Source organism: Fructilactobacillus sp. X7R7C1, from assembly GCF_059901065.1.
This window is the reverse complement of the sequence record NZ_JBWXVF010000002.1, coordinates 343,657-357,500: the sequence shown is the minus strand read 5'-3', so window position 1 is coordinate 357,500 and position 13,844 is coordinate 343,657. Positions and strand designations below refer to the sequence as shown.

General features: G+C 35.6%; 14 protein-coding genes (1 of these 14 running past the window's edge). 11 read left to right on the top strand and 3 right to left on the bottom strand.

The window, feature by feature from the left end; translation table 11 throughout:
- Nucleotides 1-354 carry the 5' portion of a hypothetical protein gene (locus AC6UDC_RS04765; protein WP_500693954.1) on the bottom strand. It extends 147 nt beyond the left edge of the window, so the window shows 354 of its 501 coding nt (coding positions 1-354); its start codon is at nucleotides 352-354; its stop codon lies off the left edge, out of view.
- A gap of 103 nt (nucleotides 355-457) precedes the next feature.
- Here AC6UDC_RS04765 and AC6UDC_RS04760 point away from each other — a divergent pair, with 103 nt between their 5' ends.
- The 5 genes from AC6UDC_RS04760 to AC6UDC_RS04740 all read left to right on the top strand — a co-directional run bounded on the left by AC6UDC_RS04760 (nucleotide 458) and on the right by AC6UDC_RS04740 (nucleotide 5,755).
- The gene (locus AC6UDC_RS04760) at nucleotides 458-1,198 is read left to right on the top strand and encodes an MBL fold metallo-hydrolase (protein ID WP_500721560.1); all 741 of its coding nucleotides are present in this window, start codon (nucleotides 458-460) and stop codon (nucleotides 1,196-1,198) included.
- A gap of 15 nt (nucleotides 1,199-1,213) precedes the next feature.
- Nucleotides 1,214-1,918: an adaptor protein MecA gene (locus tag AC6UDC_RS04755; protein ID WP_500721558.1), complete on the top strand. Its 705-nt coding sequence runs from the start codon at nucleotides 1,214-1,216 to the stop codon at nucleotides 1,916-1,918.
- A 52-nt stretch (nucleotides 1,919-1,970) separates the two neighbouring features.
- Nucleotides 1,971-3,047, top strand: coding sequence for a competence protein CoiA (locus AC6UDC_RS04750; protein ID WP_500721555.1), 1,077 nt, complete (start codon nucleotides 1,971-1,973; stop codon nucleotides 3,045-3,047).
- A gap of 15 nt (nucleotides 3,048-3,062) precedes the next feature.
- Nucleotides 3,063-4,865 (top strand): oligoendopeptidase F, encoded by a 1,803-nt coding sequence (gene pepF / locus AC6UDC_RS04745; RefSeq protein WP_500721552.1) that lies wholly within the window; start codon nucleotides 3,063-3,065, stop codon nucleotides 4,863-4,865.
- 80 nt (nucleotides 4,866-4,945) lie between these two features.
- Entirely contained in the window at nucleotides 4,946-5,755 is an 810-nt protein-coding gene (locus tag AC6UDC_RS04740) for an aldo/keto reductase (protein ID WP_500706355.1), read from the top strand.
- A gap of 51 nt (nucleotides 5,756-5,806) precedes the next feature.
- On the opposite strand, the gene AC6UDC_RS04735 is transcribed toward AC6UDC_RS04740, so the two are convergent.
- Nucleotides 5,807-6,391, bottom strand: coding sequence for a DsbA family protein (locus AC6UDC_RS04735; protein ID WP_500696577.1), 585 nt, complete (start codon nucleotides 6,389-6,391; stop codon nucleotides 5,807-5,809).
- A gap of 176 nt (nucleotides 6,392-6,567) precedes the next feature.
- Between AC6UDC_RS04735 and AC6UDC_RS04730 the strand changes: the two genes are divergently transcribed.
- The 5 genes from AC6UDC_RS04730 (at nucleotide 6,568) to AC6UDC_RS04710 (ending at nucleotide 12,539) form a co-directional block, all read left to right on the top strand.
- A complete protein-coding gene (locus tag AC6UDC_RS04730) occupies nucleotides 6,568-7,212 on the top strand; it encodes a GTP pyrophosphokinase (RefSeq protein ID WP_500721549.1) in 645 nt (214 codons plus the stop codon).
- Entirely contained in the window at nucleotides 7,209-8,021 is an 813-nt protein-coding gene (locus tag AC6UDC_RS04725; RefSeq protein WP_500693946.1) for an NAD kinase, read from the top strand. Before AC6UDC_RS04730 ends, AC6UDC_RS04725 begins: the two co-directional genes overlap by 4 nt.
- On the top strand, nucleotides 8,014-8,895 hold the full coding sequence (locus AC6UDC_RS04720; protein ID WP_500695521.1) for an RluA family pseudouridine synthase: 882 nt from the start codon (nucleotides 8,014-8,016) through the stop codon (nucleotides 8,893-8,895). Before AC6UDC_RS04725 ends, AC6UDC_RS04720 begins: the two co-directional genes overlap by 8 nt.
- A 248-nt stretch (nucleotides 8,896-9,143) precedes the next feature.
- Complete coding sequence (locus tag AC6UDC_RS04715) at nucleotides 9,144-11,669, top strand: SH3 domain-containing protein (protein WP_500721546.1); 2,526 nt, start codon at nucleotides 9,144-9,146, stop codon at nucleotides 11,667-11,669.
- A 72-nt stretch (nucleotides 11,670-11,741) separates the two neighbouring features.
- Nucleotides 11,742-12,539, top strand: a complete 798-nt coding sequence (locus tag AC6UDC_RS04710) for a MucBP domain-containing protein (RefSeq protein ID WP_500696581.1) — start codon at nucleotides 11,742-11,744, stop codon at nucleotides 12,537-12,539.
- Between the two features lie 80 nt (nucleotides 12,540-12,619).
- On the opposite strand, the gene AC6UDC_RS04705 is transcribed toward AC6UDC_RS04710, so the two are convergent.
- Nucleotides 12,620-13,201, bottom strand: a complete 582-nt coding sequence (locus tag AC6UDC_RS04705) for a copper homeostasis protein CutC (protein WP_500721543.1) — start codon at nucleotides 13,199-13,201, stop codon at nucleotides 12,620-12,622.
- Nucleotides 13,202-13,330: 129 nt separating this feature from the next.
- Here AC6UDC_RS04705 and AC6UDC_RS04700 point away from each other — a divergent pair, with 129 nt between their 5' ends.
- The gene (locus tag AC6UDC_RS04700; RefSeq protein WP_500695525.1) at nucleotides 13,331-13,843 is read left to right on the top strand and encodes a tRNA (cytidine(34)-2'-O)-methyltransferase; all 513 of its coding nucleotides are present in this window, start codon (nucleotides 13,331-13,333) and stop codon (nucleotides 13,841-13,843) included.
- Nucleotide 13,844: the final 1 nt, after the last annotated feature.

Here is a 13,844-nt window from a genome sequence, read left to right as displayed (position 1 = left end):
CTTAGTATGATCCTTTGAATCTGACATATAATACCCCGAAAACATCCCACTTGGTAATTCAGGACTACTCATGAAGGTGTTCATGTTTGCGTCTAAAACTTTACGTTGGTCATCAGATGGTGAAAGTTCCACATAATTAATGAAATAACTCCAGTTATCTTCGCCAACGTGTGAAAGGACGTCATAAGTGATGGGACTTTTAAAAATTGATTCCTTTCCACTGTAATCCAGGAGCTGGAGGCCTGAATCATTATTATTGGTGGAGAATAGTGCTAAATCTCTTTCGGGATTACTTTTCATGATGTGTACTAACACATTCTTCGTGCCAAATGTTACAGAAATTTGTCTTATCATATTATTAACTTCCTTTTGATGTAAATTACTTCATAATTAGTTTAGAATAAATCCTAATGAGTTAAAAGGAAAATGTCCTAATTTTTAGAAATGGGGAATAAAAATGAAACTTACGGTTTTAGGTGATTATGGTGGATATCCTTATGATGGAATTGGTACTAGTGGATATTTAGTTACTAGCGGTGACTTTAATTTGTTAATTGACTGTGGGAGTGGAATAATGCTCTCATTAGAGAAGGTCTTAGACCCACTAAAATTAAATGCAGTTATCTTGTCACATTATCATGCAGATCACATCGCTGATGTTGGGGTGTTACAGTACTATTGGCAGTTAAATGATAAACGTTATGATACAGATGTTTTACCGATTTACGGAAATACAACCGATCAGATTCATTACAACCAGTTAGATTGGGCCAATTCGACTGAGAAAGAACCCTTTAGTGCTGATAGTGAACTTGAAGTGGGACCATTTACAGTCACATTTTTAAAGACGATTCATCCCGTGCCAGCCTTTGCGATGAAGATTGTTGAACGATCATCTGAAAAAGTATTGAGTTACACAGCTGATACACGTTATTTTGATGGTCTAATTAATTTTGTTAAGAACTCTGATATGTTAATATCAGATACGAATTTCTTTGAGGACGTGGATGGTAAATTGTGGCATATGACCTCTAAACAATCTGGTCACTTAGCTCGATTGTCAGATAGTAAGAATCTGTTAATAAGTCATCTCCCTCAAAATGGTAGTCACGTAAAATTGTTACAGCAAGCACAACAAGCCGCTGGCAAAAAGGTTAATGTTGAATTGCCTAAAATAAGAAAGGCAATTAGGATTTAGGAGGCGATTTGTTTTATGAAATTCCATCGTGTTAACAAAGATACAATCCGTGTACTGATTAACAAAGAAGACTTAAAAAAGCATGGAATTGGGATGCTTGATCTTTTAGGAAATCGAGAAAAATGTGAACAATTTTTCTATAGCATTCTTGATGAAGCTGACGTTGAGAAAGACTTTACGGATACAGATACGGTTTTGTTTCAAATTCTTCCTAGCCAAGATGGATTAGAGTTATTTATTAGTAAAGATAAGAATATTTCGAATCAAATTGGCGATAATGGTGGGATGTTACCTCCATTAAATGAAAATGGAAAACAAAGAACCAGCAAAAACGTTAATGAAATTCGCAAGATGTATGATATCTTTGATAAAAAGACTGGTAAACGACTAATTCCAATCAAATTCAATTCATTTGATGATTTAATTGGTCTTGCCAATAAATGGAAGGAAGTTACTCCCCGCCATTCAGTAGAATTAAAAACTGATTTGTATCAATATCAAAATTCGTATATTATTATGTTCAAATACTATTTGAATGGTCAGTACGATAGTGAGGGTAATTCTAATCTTGATGACCTTAATCATATGATTAATGATGAAATGGGAATTGTTTATGAGTATGGGAAAATTGCGCCACTGACTGAAGACAAATTAAAGAAGTATGGTAAGCAAATTACGGTTGGTGATGCACTTGAAACAATTGCATATTATTTTAAGTAAAAAGATTCGCATTTAGCGAATCTTTTTTCGTATATTGCGAAGGGTCTTTTTTATGTTAATGGCTTTAGAAAATGGAAAGCTTATTATGGCACGAGATGCCAAAAGGAATCATAAATATTATTGCTGTGATTGTGGTGAATTGGTGGTTTTGAAAAAAGGTATTAATAAAATTCCACATTTTGCTCATCAAGCAAATTCGAAGTGTAAAACGGGAGCCGGTGAATCTTATGCGCATACACTTGGCAAAGACATCATATTAAACTCGTTACCATGTGATGCTGATGTAGAGGTATATTTACCAGCTTTAAAACAACGAGCGGATATTCTTTTGAGTAATATGGCAATTGAGTATCAATGCAGTCCTATTAGCTTTCAACAGTTGAGTAAGCGGGTAGCTGGTTACCATTCAATTGGTCTGGAATCTTCTTGGATCTTGGGGATGAAATATTATAAAAAGAAGGTTTCAAGTCCTTCGGTACTTCAATTCATTAGATATCATAAAAACACGGGGTACTATCTTGTTTATCTGAATTCTTTTAGATCACGATATTTTATCCGCTACCAAATTCATCAAGTTGATGGGGTCTATCGTTACCGAGAGAAGTCATTTAAATGCTGGTATTCAATGTTTGAATTTTTTAACAAAAAGCAATCTGATAAATTAAAGCAGCCCAATTTAATCAAAGTATGTAAACAAATTGAGAAGAAAGTTCGCTATCGTGATCAGGGGATGATGGCATTACAGGAATACTGTTACCTAAATGGAAAGACGGTGACTGGATGTCCACTTATTTGTCATCATTATCGGATGTTGCCTCCAGTTTTTGGTCACCAGTGGTTGACTTGGGAAATAATTTTCATCTGTGAACTAAAAAAGTGGGTTGGTAAAAGTATTTTTCAATTTATGGATAAAGTATATCAAGAAAGCCATTTTGCTGATCCAAATGATCAATTTGTTTTTCTAACCAGTGTTGAAAATGTAAGGAAGGCTTATATTCAAAGATTTGTGGCTTGTTTGATTCATAATAAGCTGTTGGTGATTGATGATGGAAAGATTGAACGAGTTGAAGAATTTACATGGTATAGAGATGTTTATGCTAAGATAAGCATGATTAAGAAACGTTCATGAAATGGAGATTGTAAAATGTCAAAGATAAATGATTTGCCAAATCGAAACGAGGTTCCAAAAGAATTAACTTGGGATTTGACTACTGTGTATAAGGATCATGCGGAGTTTGAACGAGCATATAGTGAAGTTAATGATTTAGTTGGAAGAGTTAGTCAATTAAAAGGGCAACTTGGCTTAAATAGTGAATCGCTTTTAAGTGTAATTAGGCAAGTATTGGACTTGAATCGAAAATATGAAAAATTATATGTTTATGCTCAGTCAGCTAGTGATGTTGATACTACTAATAATAACCTTCAAAGTGACATGGACCGGGTTAATAAATTAGGAAGCAAAGTTGGTCAGGCACAGTCTTGGTTTGAACCCGAAATCATTTCCTTAGGGTCTGAAAGCATCGAACAGTTTATTAGGGAAAATCCAAAGTTGGAAGAATATCGAAGATTTTTTGATAAGATTTTAGTTAATCAGGATCATGTTTTACCTGAGGACCAAGAAAAGTTGATGGCTAGGGCTTCAACAATTTTTGAGGCACCCGAAAAGACATTTGGAATCTTAGATAGTTCTGACCTTAAATTTCCTCAGTTGGATGATGGGTCAGGTAAAAACGTACGACTTTCTAACGGTATTTATAGTTTACTTCTAGAGTCGCAAAAGCCAGAAGTGAGAAAAAATGCTTTCAAATCTTTTTACTCAACCTTTGACCAATTTCAAAACACACTTGCTTCAACTTTGTCAGCAGAAGTATCTGTTCATAACTTTGAAGCACAGACGAGAAAATATGATTCAGCAAGACAAATGGCAATGAGTGAAAATGAGATTCCTGAAACTGTCTATACAACCTTAGTAAAAAGTGTTCATGAACACCTACCGTTATTTCATCGGTACGTTGCGCTTAGAAAAAAAGCTTTAAATGTTTCTGAATTACACATGTATGATATGTACGTGCCATTAAGTGGAAAACCAAGTCTTAAGTATTCCTTTGGTCAAGCCAAGGATGAAGCTTTAAAAGCATTAAGTGTTTACGGTCCTGACTACGTTAAACATGTTAAAGAAGAATTTAATAATCGCTGGATTGATGTAGTTGAAAATAAAGGAAAACGCACGGGAGCATACTCATCTGGGATGTATGATACGAATCCATTTGTTTTGCTTAATTGGCAAGATAATCTTGATAATTTATACACTTTGGTGCACGAGACAGGACATAGTATGCACAGTTACTATACTTCTCATAACCAACCATACCAGTACGGCGATTATTCAATCTTCGTGGCCGAAATTGCGTCAACTACTAACGAAAATATCTTGACTGATTACTTACTTAAAAATAATTCTGATCCAGAAGTCCGCAAATACGTCCTTAATTCTTATTTAGATGGGGTAAAGGGAACGATTTTCCGTCAAACCCAGTTTGCTGAATTTGAAGAGTTTATCCATCAATCAGAACAAGAAGGAAAGTCGTTAACTGCGGACTTTATGAACAAATATTACTTTAATTTGAACCAAGAATATTATGGAAAAGACGTTGTTTCTGATCCTGAGATTCGACTTGAATGGTCCAGAATTCCTCATTTTTACTATGATTTCTACGTTTATCAATACGCAACTGGTTTTGCGGCTGCTTCCGCATTAGCGGATCGAGTTATGAGTGGAGATCCTAAAAAGATTGATTCGTATCTGAACTATTTAAAATCAGGAAGTAGTAAGGATCCTATTACTATTATGAAAGCAGCTGGAGTTGATATGACTAAACCGGATTATTTAAATCAAGCCTTTGATAAGTTTGAAAAACGCTTAGATGAACTGGAAAAAATGCTTTAGATCTACTATAAGCACAATGTTTGAAATATTATGTGAGAGGAATATGCTGTACTTGTAATTAATTGAGGAGGGGTGTTTGCATGACAGCTAGAGATGAAACATTTACATTAAACAATGGGATTAAGATTCCCAAGATCTTTTTTGGAACCTATGAAATTCCAGCTAGAGAGACGGAAAAGAGTGTTGATCAAGCATTAAAAGATGGTTATCCTGGGATCGATACTGCACGTGATTATGGAAATGAACGTGAAGTTGGAAATGCAATCAAGAACAGTGATGTTAACCGTGATGATATTTTTCTGACCACTAAGATTGAAAGCCCAGAATCTTATGATGAAGCAACTAAAATGATTGATGAAGCATTAGAAAAATTACAAACTGACTATATTGATTTAATGTTGTATCATTGGCCTGCAGGTGATCTAACTGAAACTTATCGTGCCATGGAAGATGCCGTTAAGGCGGGTAAATTAAAAAGTATTGGATTATCTAATTTCTATGGTGATGATTTAGATAAAATTTTAAAGAACGCTAACATTGCACCAGTTGTTGATCAAGTTGAAACTAATGTATTTCGTCAACAAAAAGACTTTTTGCCAGTTGCTAAAAAAGATGATTTACGACTGGAAGCTTGGTCACCATTTGCACGAGGTCGTAACGGCTTCTTTACCAATGAAACGTTGGGAAAGATTGCTCAAGCTCACGATAAGACCATTGGTCAGGTTGGTCTTCGCTTCTTAATTCAAAATGGAATTATTGTTTTACCACGATCCACTAAACCAGATCGGATTAAGAGTAATTTGGATATTTTCAATTTTGAGTTAACACCCGATGAAATGAAAGAAATTAATAAGCTAGATACTGAAAAGAGCCAGTTTGGTTGGCTTTAGTAACAAAAAAGTGGTCTCGCACCTATTAGGTGCGAGACCACTTTTTTTATTCTAGAGGACCCTTAGATTATTTGTTTGTTTAATTTTACCATCAAGTTCTCGTGATTCCTTTTGAATTATGTGATTACAAATATCAAATAACTCTTGGTAGTCAACTTTATCAATTAGTAAACCGTTGTCTGAAGAATCACAGTCGAATATTACTAGATTACCATGATTTGAGATATTCATTTCTGAAATCATTTGTTGATCAGATTGAAAGGTGCTCTCAGTTAATTTTGAACGACGGTCTTCTTTAAACATTTCCAAGTCTAGATTAGCTTTTTGGGCAATGTCGTAAACTAAGCTATCACAGTAAGTCATGTTTCTTTTTAGAATGTCGTGCTGTAGTGCAAATAAAAAGGTTCGACCTTTTTTTGCTCCTTGAAATAGGGCTGCTTTATAATCAAGGATTAGTTTATATGGAAGAAGTTGTGAGTGAGCTTCCTTATTACCAGATATAACGCTAAGGTTCATGATCGGAATGATTCGAAATGATGTCTTACAAGGTAATTGCTTTGATAAACGATCAATAGTTCGTTCAGACTCAGCACAATCACTGCAAGTTGGGTCTACAAATAAATATAGTTCAATCATAACTTTTTCCTTTCCTAGTTTGTTATCTTTCTCTTCTATAACGACGCACTTACTAGATTATCATTTTTTTATAAAAATTCAATAAATTTGTTTTAGTACTCTTATTATACTGGGATGATAATTAAGTGTGGTATTATGTTTCTGGAACAATATGACAGACTGGAGATTGTTGTTTTATGGTAAAGAATTGGGATGACTTTTTATTTCCATATCAAGAAGCTTCAAATGAATTAAAATTAAAATTACGTGGGATTCGCTCCGAGTACTTAGAACGCGGCGAACGCTCACCAATTGAGTTTGTTACCAGTAGAATTAAACCAATTGATAGTATCAAAGAAAAAATGCAGCGACGTCACATTGAAGAATCACGCTTGTCTGAAGACATGGAAGATATTTGTGGGTTGCGTATTATGTGTGAATTTCTTGATGATATTTATACGGTAGTAGATATTCTCAGAAAACGAAATGACATTAATATTTTAGAAGAACGGGATTACGTTAATAATGAAAAAGCCAGTGGCTACCGTTCATACCACATTGTATTTAGTTATCCCTTGCAGTTAGTCGATGGGCAAAGGAATATTCTGGCTGAAATTCAAATTAGAACTTTAGCAATGAACTTTTGGGCTACCATTGAACATTCTTTAAATTATAAGCATCCTGATGTTTTTCCTCCTGAAGTTCATAAGAGGTTACAGGGGGCATCGGAAACCGCTTATAAGTTGGATGAAGAAATGTTAGAGATTAAACAAGAGTTAGATCGAGATCTTAAGGATCAAAACGATAAACACGATAAACACGAATCGAGGGACCAAAAATGAAAATTGCAATTTATAGTAACGATGGTGAGACCTCGAGTCGAATTGCATCGGAATTATCAAAAGAGATTGAAAATGCAAAAGATTTAGAAATTGATGAACTTAATCCTGAAATTGTAATTTCCGTTGGTGGAGATGGTACGTTACTTTCTGCTTTTCATCATTACGATGATTTGACTGACAAGATTAGGTTCGTTGGAATTCACACGGGTCATTTGGGATTTTATACTGACTGGCGTGATACTGAAGTGACCCAGTTGGTTGAAAGTTTGAAGCATGATAATGGTCAAAGTGTTAGCTATCCCTTATTAGATATCGAAGTAGATTATGCTGATGGTGGCCAACCAGATTATATGATTGCGCTAAATGAGGCTACCTTTAAAAAACTGTTCGGAACGATGGTGGCCAAAGTCTTCATCAAAGGAGAACTTTTTGAAAACTTTCGTGGCGATGGATTATGTATTTCAACTCCCACTGGATCAACCGCATACAATAAATCAGTAGGGGGAGCAATTATTTCGCCTAAGTTCAATTCAATTCAAGTGGCTGAGATGGCTTCAATTAATAACCGGGTTTTTCGAACGATTGGTTCACCGATCATTATTCCACCAACTGAATCCATTACGATTGTGCCGGAGGTATCACTCCATAACGTTCTAACATACGACCAGTTATTAATTAAAGATCGTCCAATTAAGTCCATTAAATTCAAAATTTCCAAACGAAGAATTTATTTTGCCAAATATCGTCACACTCATTTTTGGCAGCGGGTAAGTAATTCATTCATTGGGGAAACCCTTGACGATGATTAGTTTTGATTGGATTTATGATGAATATAAACCCATGAAAGTCAGAACGTTTGTGATGAAAAATGGGGTTACCAGATCGCTGCTTAAAAGTATTCGTTATCATGGTGGTCACTTGATGGTAAATAGTAGGGATGTTTATACTAGTTTTGAATTATCACGTGGTGATCGAGTTAAGGTTATTTTGCCACCTGAAGAACAAAATGATTTTTTGCAGGTTTCAAATTTACCGATTAAGATTTTATTTGAAAATGATAATTTTTTGGTAATTGATAAGCCGGTCGGGGTTGCTTCAGTTCCTTCACATATTTATCCTAATGACACAATTTTAAATCGTGTTTTAGGTTATTATGTTCGTAATGATTATCCAAGTAAGAAGGTTCACATCGTTAATCGGCTTGATCGTGATACGAGTGGTCCGGTTATTTTTGCTAAGAATCATTTAGCTCATTCGGTACTTGATAAGCAACTGAAAGACCGACAGGTAAAAAAATATTATGTTGCCGTTGTGTTAGGTGAACTTAACATCAAGCACGGGCAGATTGTGCTCCCAATTGGTAGAAAACCAGGATCATTTATCGAACGAGAAGTCAGAAATGACGGCAAATATTGTCGAACTGAATTTTGGACATTGAAGGTTAATAATGGAATGTCGTTGGTCAAAATTAGGTTGCATACGGGGCGAACACATCAAATTCGGGTTCATTTTGCAAGAATTGGCTATCCGCTTGTGGGAGACTGGCTATACAATCCTTACGAACACAGCAATAAACGGCAAAAATTGCATTGTTATCAGACAATTTTTTTTGATCCGTTTGAAAAAAAAGACGTCAAAGTCGAATCCCAAATTCCTAGTGATTTTAAAGAGTTATTGAATTAAGATTTATTGATTTTTATAATATTTGGTTAGCTAAAACGTATAATTCTAGGACACCAGTGTCCTAGAATTTTATTTTTTCATGAGTTAAAGATGAGCCAAAATAAATAATTAAGTAAATTGGGGTAGACATTTTTAAGATTTCACTTTAGAATAATTACTATTAATATTGTTTATATTTTTATTAATTTTTGATCGTTAGATGTTATACTTAATTATGATGTTACAGTTTTGAAAAGGAGAGATAATTGATGAAGAAGCTCATTAAGAAGCACAACCAAATGGCTCTTAGTACTGGAGAGACTAAACGCCGTAACAAATTGGTGAAAACCAAAAAGGGCTGGATGAAAGTAGCTATGGGTACGGTCTTTGCCAGTGCGGCATTGTTCACGTTTAACTTAAATAGTTCAGTAAATGCTGATAAGATAAGTACTGTCCCAGTTTCTGAAAGTGAACCGGCTTCAAATGCTCAACCAAAGAAGGAAATTATTCAAGAACAACCAACAGTTGCAAACACTAATCAAACCCAAAACGATAGTGGTTCAACCCAAGTGGAAAACACTAATAAGACTGCCACACAGTTACAACAAGCAGAATCAGTAAATGGTGAGACAAATACAGAAGTTAAGAATTCTTCTGAAACAAATGTACATACACCAACATTACAATCAAGTGATTCTAAACAATCTCAGAACGAAAATGAAGTTACTGCTGATAATCAACAACCAACTAAGACTGATCAATCAGCTCAAACTAACTCATTAAATGATAGTAATGCTGTTTCAAAATCGACTGAGACTAATAATGTCAAAGATCAGAATGATTCTAATGAACAGCAACAATCACCAAAAGTTTCAAAGACTAGTGATCAACAGCAAGTAACAAAAGCTGATGCCAGTCAACAATCAGCACAGAATTCTGAAGTTGCTCTCAAGGCAGCTGATAATGCTGAAAACGAGAACAAAGTTTCTGAAAATAATAATGAGCATCAACAGAATGCAGATCAAAATCAAAACGTTAACTTAAAGGCTGACGTTGCCACTCCAGATAAGCAGATTGGTCCTGGTTATTATGATTCAAGCGTTGAAAACAACGTAAATCAAAACGTGCAACGCCCATCACAATATACTAATTTTAATGTTTCAAATAACACTAATTTTGCCAGTTATACTCAGGACTTTATTAATAAGGTGACTCCTGGTGCAATTGCTGGATGGAAGAAATATGGTGTTTTACCATCAATTTCAATCGCTCAGGCCATCATTGAAAGTGGTTGGGGGAGATCTGGATTAGCCGTTAAGGGTAACAATTTATTTGGAATCAAAGGTTCTTATAACGGTCAATCAATTTACTTTCCAACTCAAGAATACATCAATGGACACTGGGTTACTGTTCAAGCAGCCTTTAGATTATACCCAAGCTGGGCTGCAAGCATTGAAGACCATGGTGCTTTCTTAAGGGACAACCCACGTTACAGCAACTTACTTGGCGTACGAGATTACGTGAGTGTAGCCTATGCTTTACAAAATGATGGATATGCGACTGATCCTAGTTATGCTCAGACACTTATTAACTGTGTCCGTAACTATAATTTAACTAGCATCGATCAAATCGCCTTTCAAGATGAAGGTAATCCACTACCAGCTCCTGATGTTAAGCCAGCTTCTGGTACTTATACCTTCAGTCAAACCACCAATATTAGAACTTCGCCAAGTCTAAGTGCTCCAGTTGTAGGACAATATAAGGCTGGAGAAAGTGTCATTTACAATGGTACTGTTGATGCTGATGGATATACATGGTTAAGATACAAATCATATTCTGGTGATGATTTGTATGTTGCTAAGGTAAGCGACGTACCAGCCTCAAATCCAGAGTCAAATGTCACACCAGCTTCTGGAACCTATACATTCGGTCAAACTACTAACATTAGAACTGCTCCAAGTACTAGTTCTCAGATTGTAGGTCAATACGATGCCGGTGAACGAGTTGTTTATGATGGTACTGTCCAAGCCGATGGATACACATGGCTAAGATATCGTGGTGGATCAGGTGCCTATCGTTATGTTGCTAAATTAAGCAATACTTCCACTCCCGCACCTAGCCCAGATGCAAACGTTAAGCAAGAATCAGGGATGTATACCTTTAATCAAACTACCAACATTAGAACTGCTCCAAGTACTAGTTCACAAGTTGTGGGACAGTACGATGCCGGTGAGCGAGTTGTTTATGATGGTACTGTTAATGCCGATGGATACACTTGGTTAAGATATAAGGCAGCTTCAGGTGCCTACCGTTACGTTGCTAAACTAGATAACAATACTTCAACTCCAAATAACCAACCAAATGTCACTGAAACTTCAGGTACCTATACTTTTGGCCAGACTACTAATATTAGAACTTCACCAAGTACTAATTCACAGGTTGTAGGCCAATATAATGCTGGTGAACGGGTTGTTTATGATGGCAAAGTGATTGCTAATGGATACACATGGCTAAGATATCGTGGTGGATCAGGTGCCTACCGTTATGTTGCTGAATTAGGAAATGGTTCTGTTTCTGGTAACAACCAATCAGACGTTACTCCCACTTCTGGCCGATTTACTTTCAGACACGCTACTAACATTAGAACTTCACCAAGTACTAGTTCACAAGTTGTGGGACAATATGATGCTGGAGAAAGCGTTGTTTATGATGGCAAAGTAATTGCTAATGGATACACATGGTTAAGATACCGAGCAGCTTCAGGTGCATATCGTTACGTTGCCGACTTGAACTAAAATTAATTAGGTGAAAATAATTTTTAGAAACACCCTTAAACATTTTCAAATAAATGAAATGGAGTATGGATTATGAACTTAAAGAAAGTAACCTCACTAATTTTAATTAGTTTTGCAGTGGTCACCATTGGAGTGTTTGTGCCTAATGTGGGACATGTTAATGCGCAAACTACTCAATTTGCGCAGGGTAATAGTGGTCAAGGGGAGATTGTAGTTCACTACGTTGATCAAAATGGTCACGTAATTCGTCCTGCAACCACCGCCATGGGAGCAACTGGTAGTACCTATATTGCGTCGATTCCTAACATTCCTGGATACAAGTATTCTAGTATTCAAAATGGACAAAATAATAGTAATGGTCCCCAAATGACATTTGGTGGTAGTGATAGTTCGACAGATATTATGGAAATGACGATTATTTATTCATCAACTGGTAACAGTACGGCAAATAATAAACAACCTAACCGTGCTAATGCTGGTGTGAGTTCCAATGGTAGTCAGACTAATGGTAAAAATAATAACGGGACTAGTGATAGTTCAGCTACTGGCACCCAGAAAAATGCTACTAGTAATAATCAGACAAATGAAAAAAAGCAAAATGAAAAAGCCAAGGATCAATCAAAGGCCAAAGGTAATTCCCAAAAACCCAATGCTGATAAGAATGCCAAGGATAAAAAGAATCAATCTGATAAGAAGAATCAGAAAAACAAAAAGGCAAAAAAAGATCATGACAAAAATGATGCTAAGCACGAGAAAAAAGATGGGAGCATTACTCCCTGGGTAGTTGGAGGAATTATTGTGGTGGTAGTTGCTGGAGTTGGTGCTTTTCTATGGCACAAGTTCAGAGGACCACGTCATTTTGAACATTAAGAAAGTTCATTGATTGGAGAAAAACAAATAATCCCGTAACGCTAGTTTTTAGCGTTACGGGATTATTTTTATAGCTGAAGCTATTTTTTGTTAATTATAATATTGGGATCAGCAATCTTTTGGACCTTATCCAATTCATCTTTGGACTCTACGAGTGGAATTAACTGAAGATTCTGATAATTTTTTATTTTTGCAGATAAACTTTCTATTCTGGTTGATGCAACTACTCCAGCAAAGTTATTGTTATCAATCCAGTTCAGAGTATCAGTCCAATTTTTTTCAATTATTTGATCAAATACAGGTGAAAAATACAGTTGCATGCCGCCTGCGGCCGCCATCAAAATTTCCATGGCCTCTAAGTCGACTTTATTTTGGTCATTTAAAGCACCAATAATGACACCATCAACACCTAACTCTTGGCATTGAAAAAGATCATCTTCCATGATTTTTATCTCAGAATCATTAAAGGTACTAGTATTATTATTTGATGAAATTAAGACGTCGATGCTTCGCTTTTTTTCGTGAGCATATTTACATGCTTCTGCGATAAATCCACGACTGGGGGTCATCATTTCCTGATTAATTGCAATTTTTAATTGAGAACTTTCAAGTTCAGCAGATACCTCTCTAAATTTTGATACAAGTGGTTCAACGATTGTCATATAAACTACCTCCTGCAACAATTATAACTATTATGGATCTGAATTGACATCGATTTTGCGCTTAAATGGAATTAGACGCGTGATATAATTGAAAAAGAAAGTTATTGAACGAATTATTGGAGGATGTAAATGACTAATCATATTGCATTATTTGAACCATTAATGCCAGCTAATACTGGCAATATTGCAAGAACATGTGCGGGAACTGATACCGTTCTTGATTTAATTAAACCGTTGGGTTTTTCGGTTGATGATAAACACTTAAAGAGAGCTGGATTAGATTACTGGGATAAGGTTAAGATCAATTATCACGAAAATCTTCCTGAATTTTTAAAAACCATTCCAGACAAGCAAAGGTTGTTTTTGGTTTCAAAGTTTGGGAAAAAGGTGTATACAGATCCTAATTATAGTGATGATAACGTGGATTATTATTTTTTGTTTGGAAAAGAAACGACGGGATTGCCCGAAAACTTTGAACGTCAGTATTCCAAACAAGCTATTAGAATTCCTCAAGATGATTCTCATATTCGAGCATTGAATTTATCGAACACTTGTGCGATTGTAATATATGAGGCTTTAAGGCAACAGAAATTTGCTGGACTTGAAGTGACTCATACTTATGAGCACGATAAATTAAAATAAT

What these genes read in the sequence shown, in the direction of transcription:
- AC6UDC_RS04760 (WP_500721560.1), top strand. Translation starts at nt 458, where the DNA reads ATGAAACTTACGGTTTTAGGTGATTATGGTGGATATCCTTATGATGGA.
- AC6UDC_RS04755 (WP_500721558.1), top strand. Translation starts at nt 1,214, where the DNA reads ATGAAATTCCATCGTGTTAACAAAGATACAATCCGTGTACTGATTAAC.
- AC6UDC_RS04750 (WP_500721555.1), top strand. Translation starts at nt 1,971, where the DNA reads ATGTTAATGGCTTTAGAAAATGGAAAGCTTATTATGGCACGAGATGCC.
- pepF (WP_500721552.1), top strand. Translation starts at nt 3,063, where the DNA reads ATGTCAAAGATAAATGATTTGCCAAATCGAAACGAGGTTCCAAAAGAA.
- AC6UDC_RS04740 (WP_500706355.1), top strand. Translation starts at nt 4,946, where the DNA reads ATGACAGCTAGAGATGAAACATTTACATTAAACAATGGGATTAAGATT.
- AC6UDC_RS04735 (WP_500696577.1), bottom strand. Translation starts at nt 6,391, where the DNA reads ATGATTGAACTATATTTATTTGTAGACCCAACTTGCAGTGATTGTGCT.
- AC6UDC_RS04730 (WP_500721549.1), top strand. Translation starts at nt 6,568, where the DNA reads ATGGTAAAGAATTGGGATGACTTTTTATTTCCATATCAAGAAGCTTCA.
- AC6UDC_RS04725 (WP_500693946.1), top strand. Translation starts at nt 7,209, where the DNA reads ATGAAAATTGCAATTTATAGTAACGATGGTGAGACCTCGAGTCGAATT.
- AC6UDC_RS04720 (WP_500695521.1), top strand. Translation starts at nt 8,014, where the DNA reads ATGATTAGTTTTGATTGGATTTATGATGAATATAAACCCATGAAAGTC.
- AC6UDC_RS04715 (WP_500721546.1), top strand. Translation starts at nt 9,144, where the DNA reads ATGAAGAAGCTCATTAAGAAGCACAACCAAATGGCTCTTAGTACTGGA.
- AC6UDC_RS04710 (WP_500696581.1), top strand. Translation starts at nt 11,742, where the DNA reads ATGAACTTAAAGAAAGTAACCTCACTAATTTTAATTAGTTTTGCAGTG.
- AC6UDC_RS04705 (WP_500721543.1), bottom strand. Translation starts at nt 13,201, where the DNA reads ATGACAATCGTTGAACCACTTGTATCAAAATTTAGAGAGGTATCTGCT.
- AC6UDC_RS04700 (WP_500695525.1), top strand. Translation starts at nt 13,331, where the DNA reads ATGACTAATCATATTGCATTATTTGAACCATTAATGCCAGCTAATACT.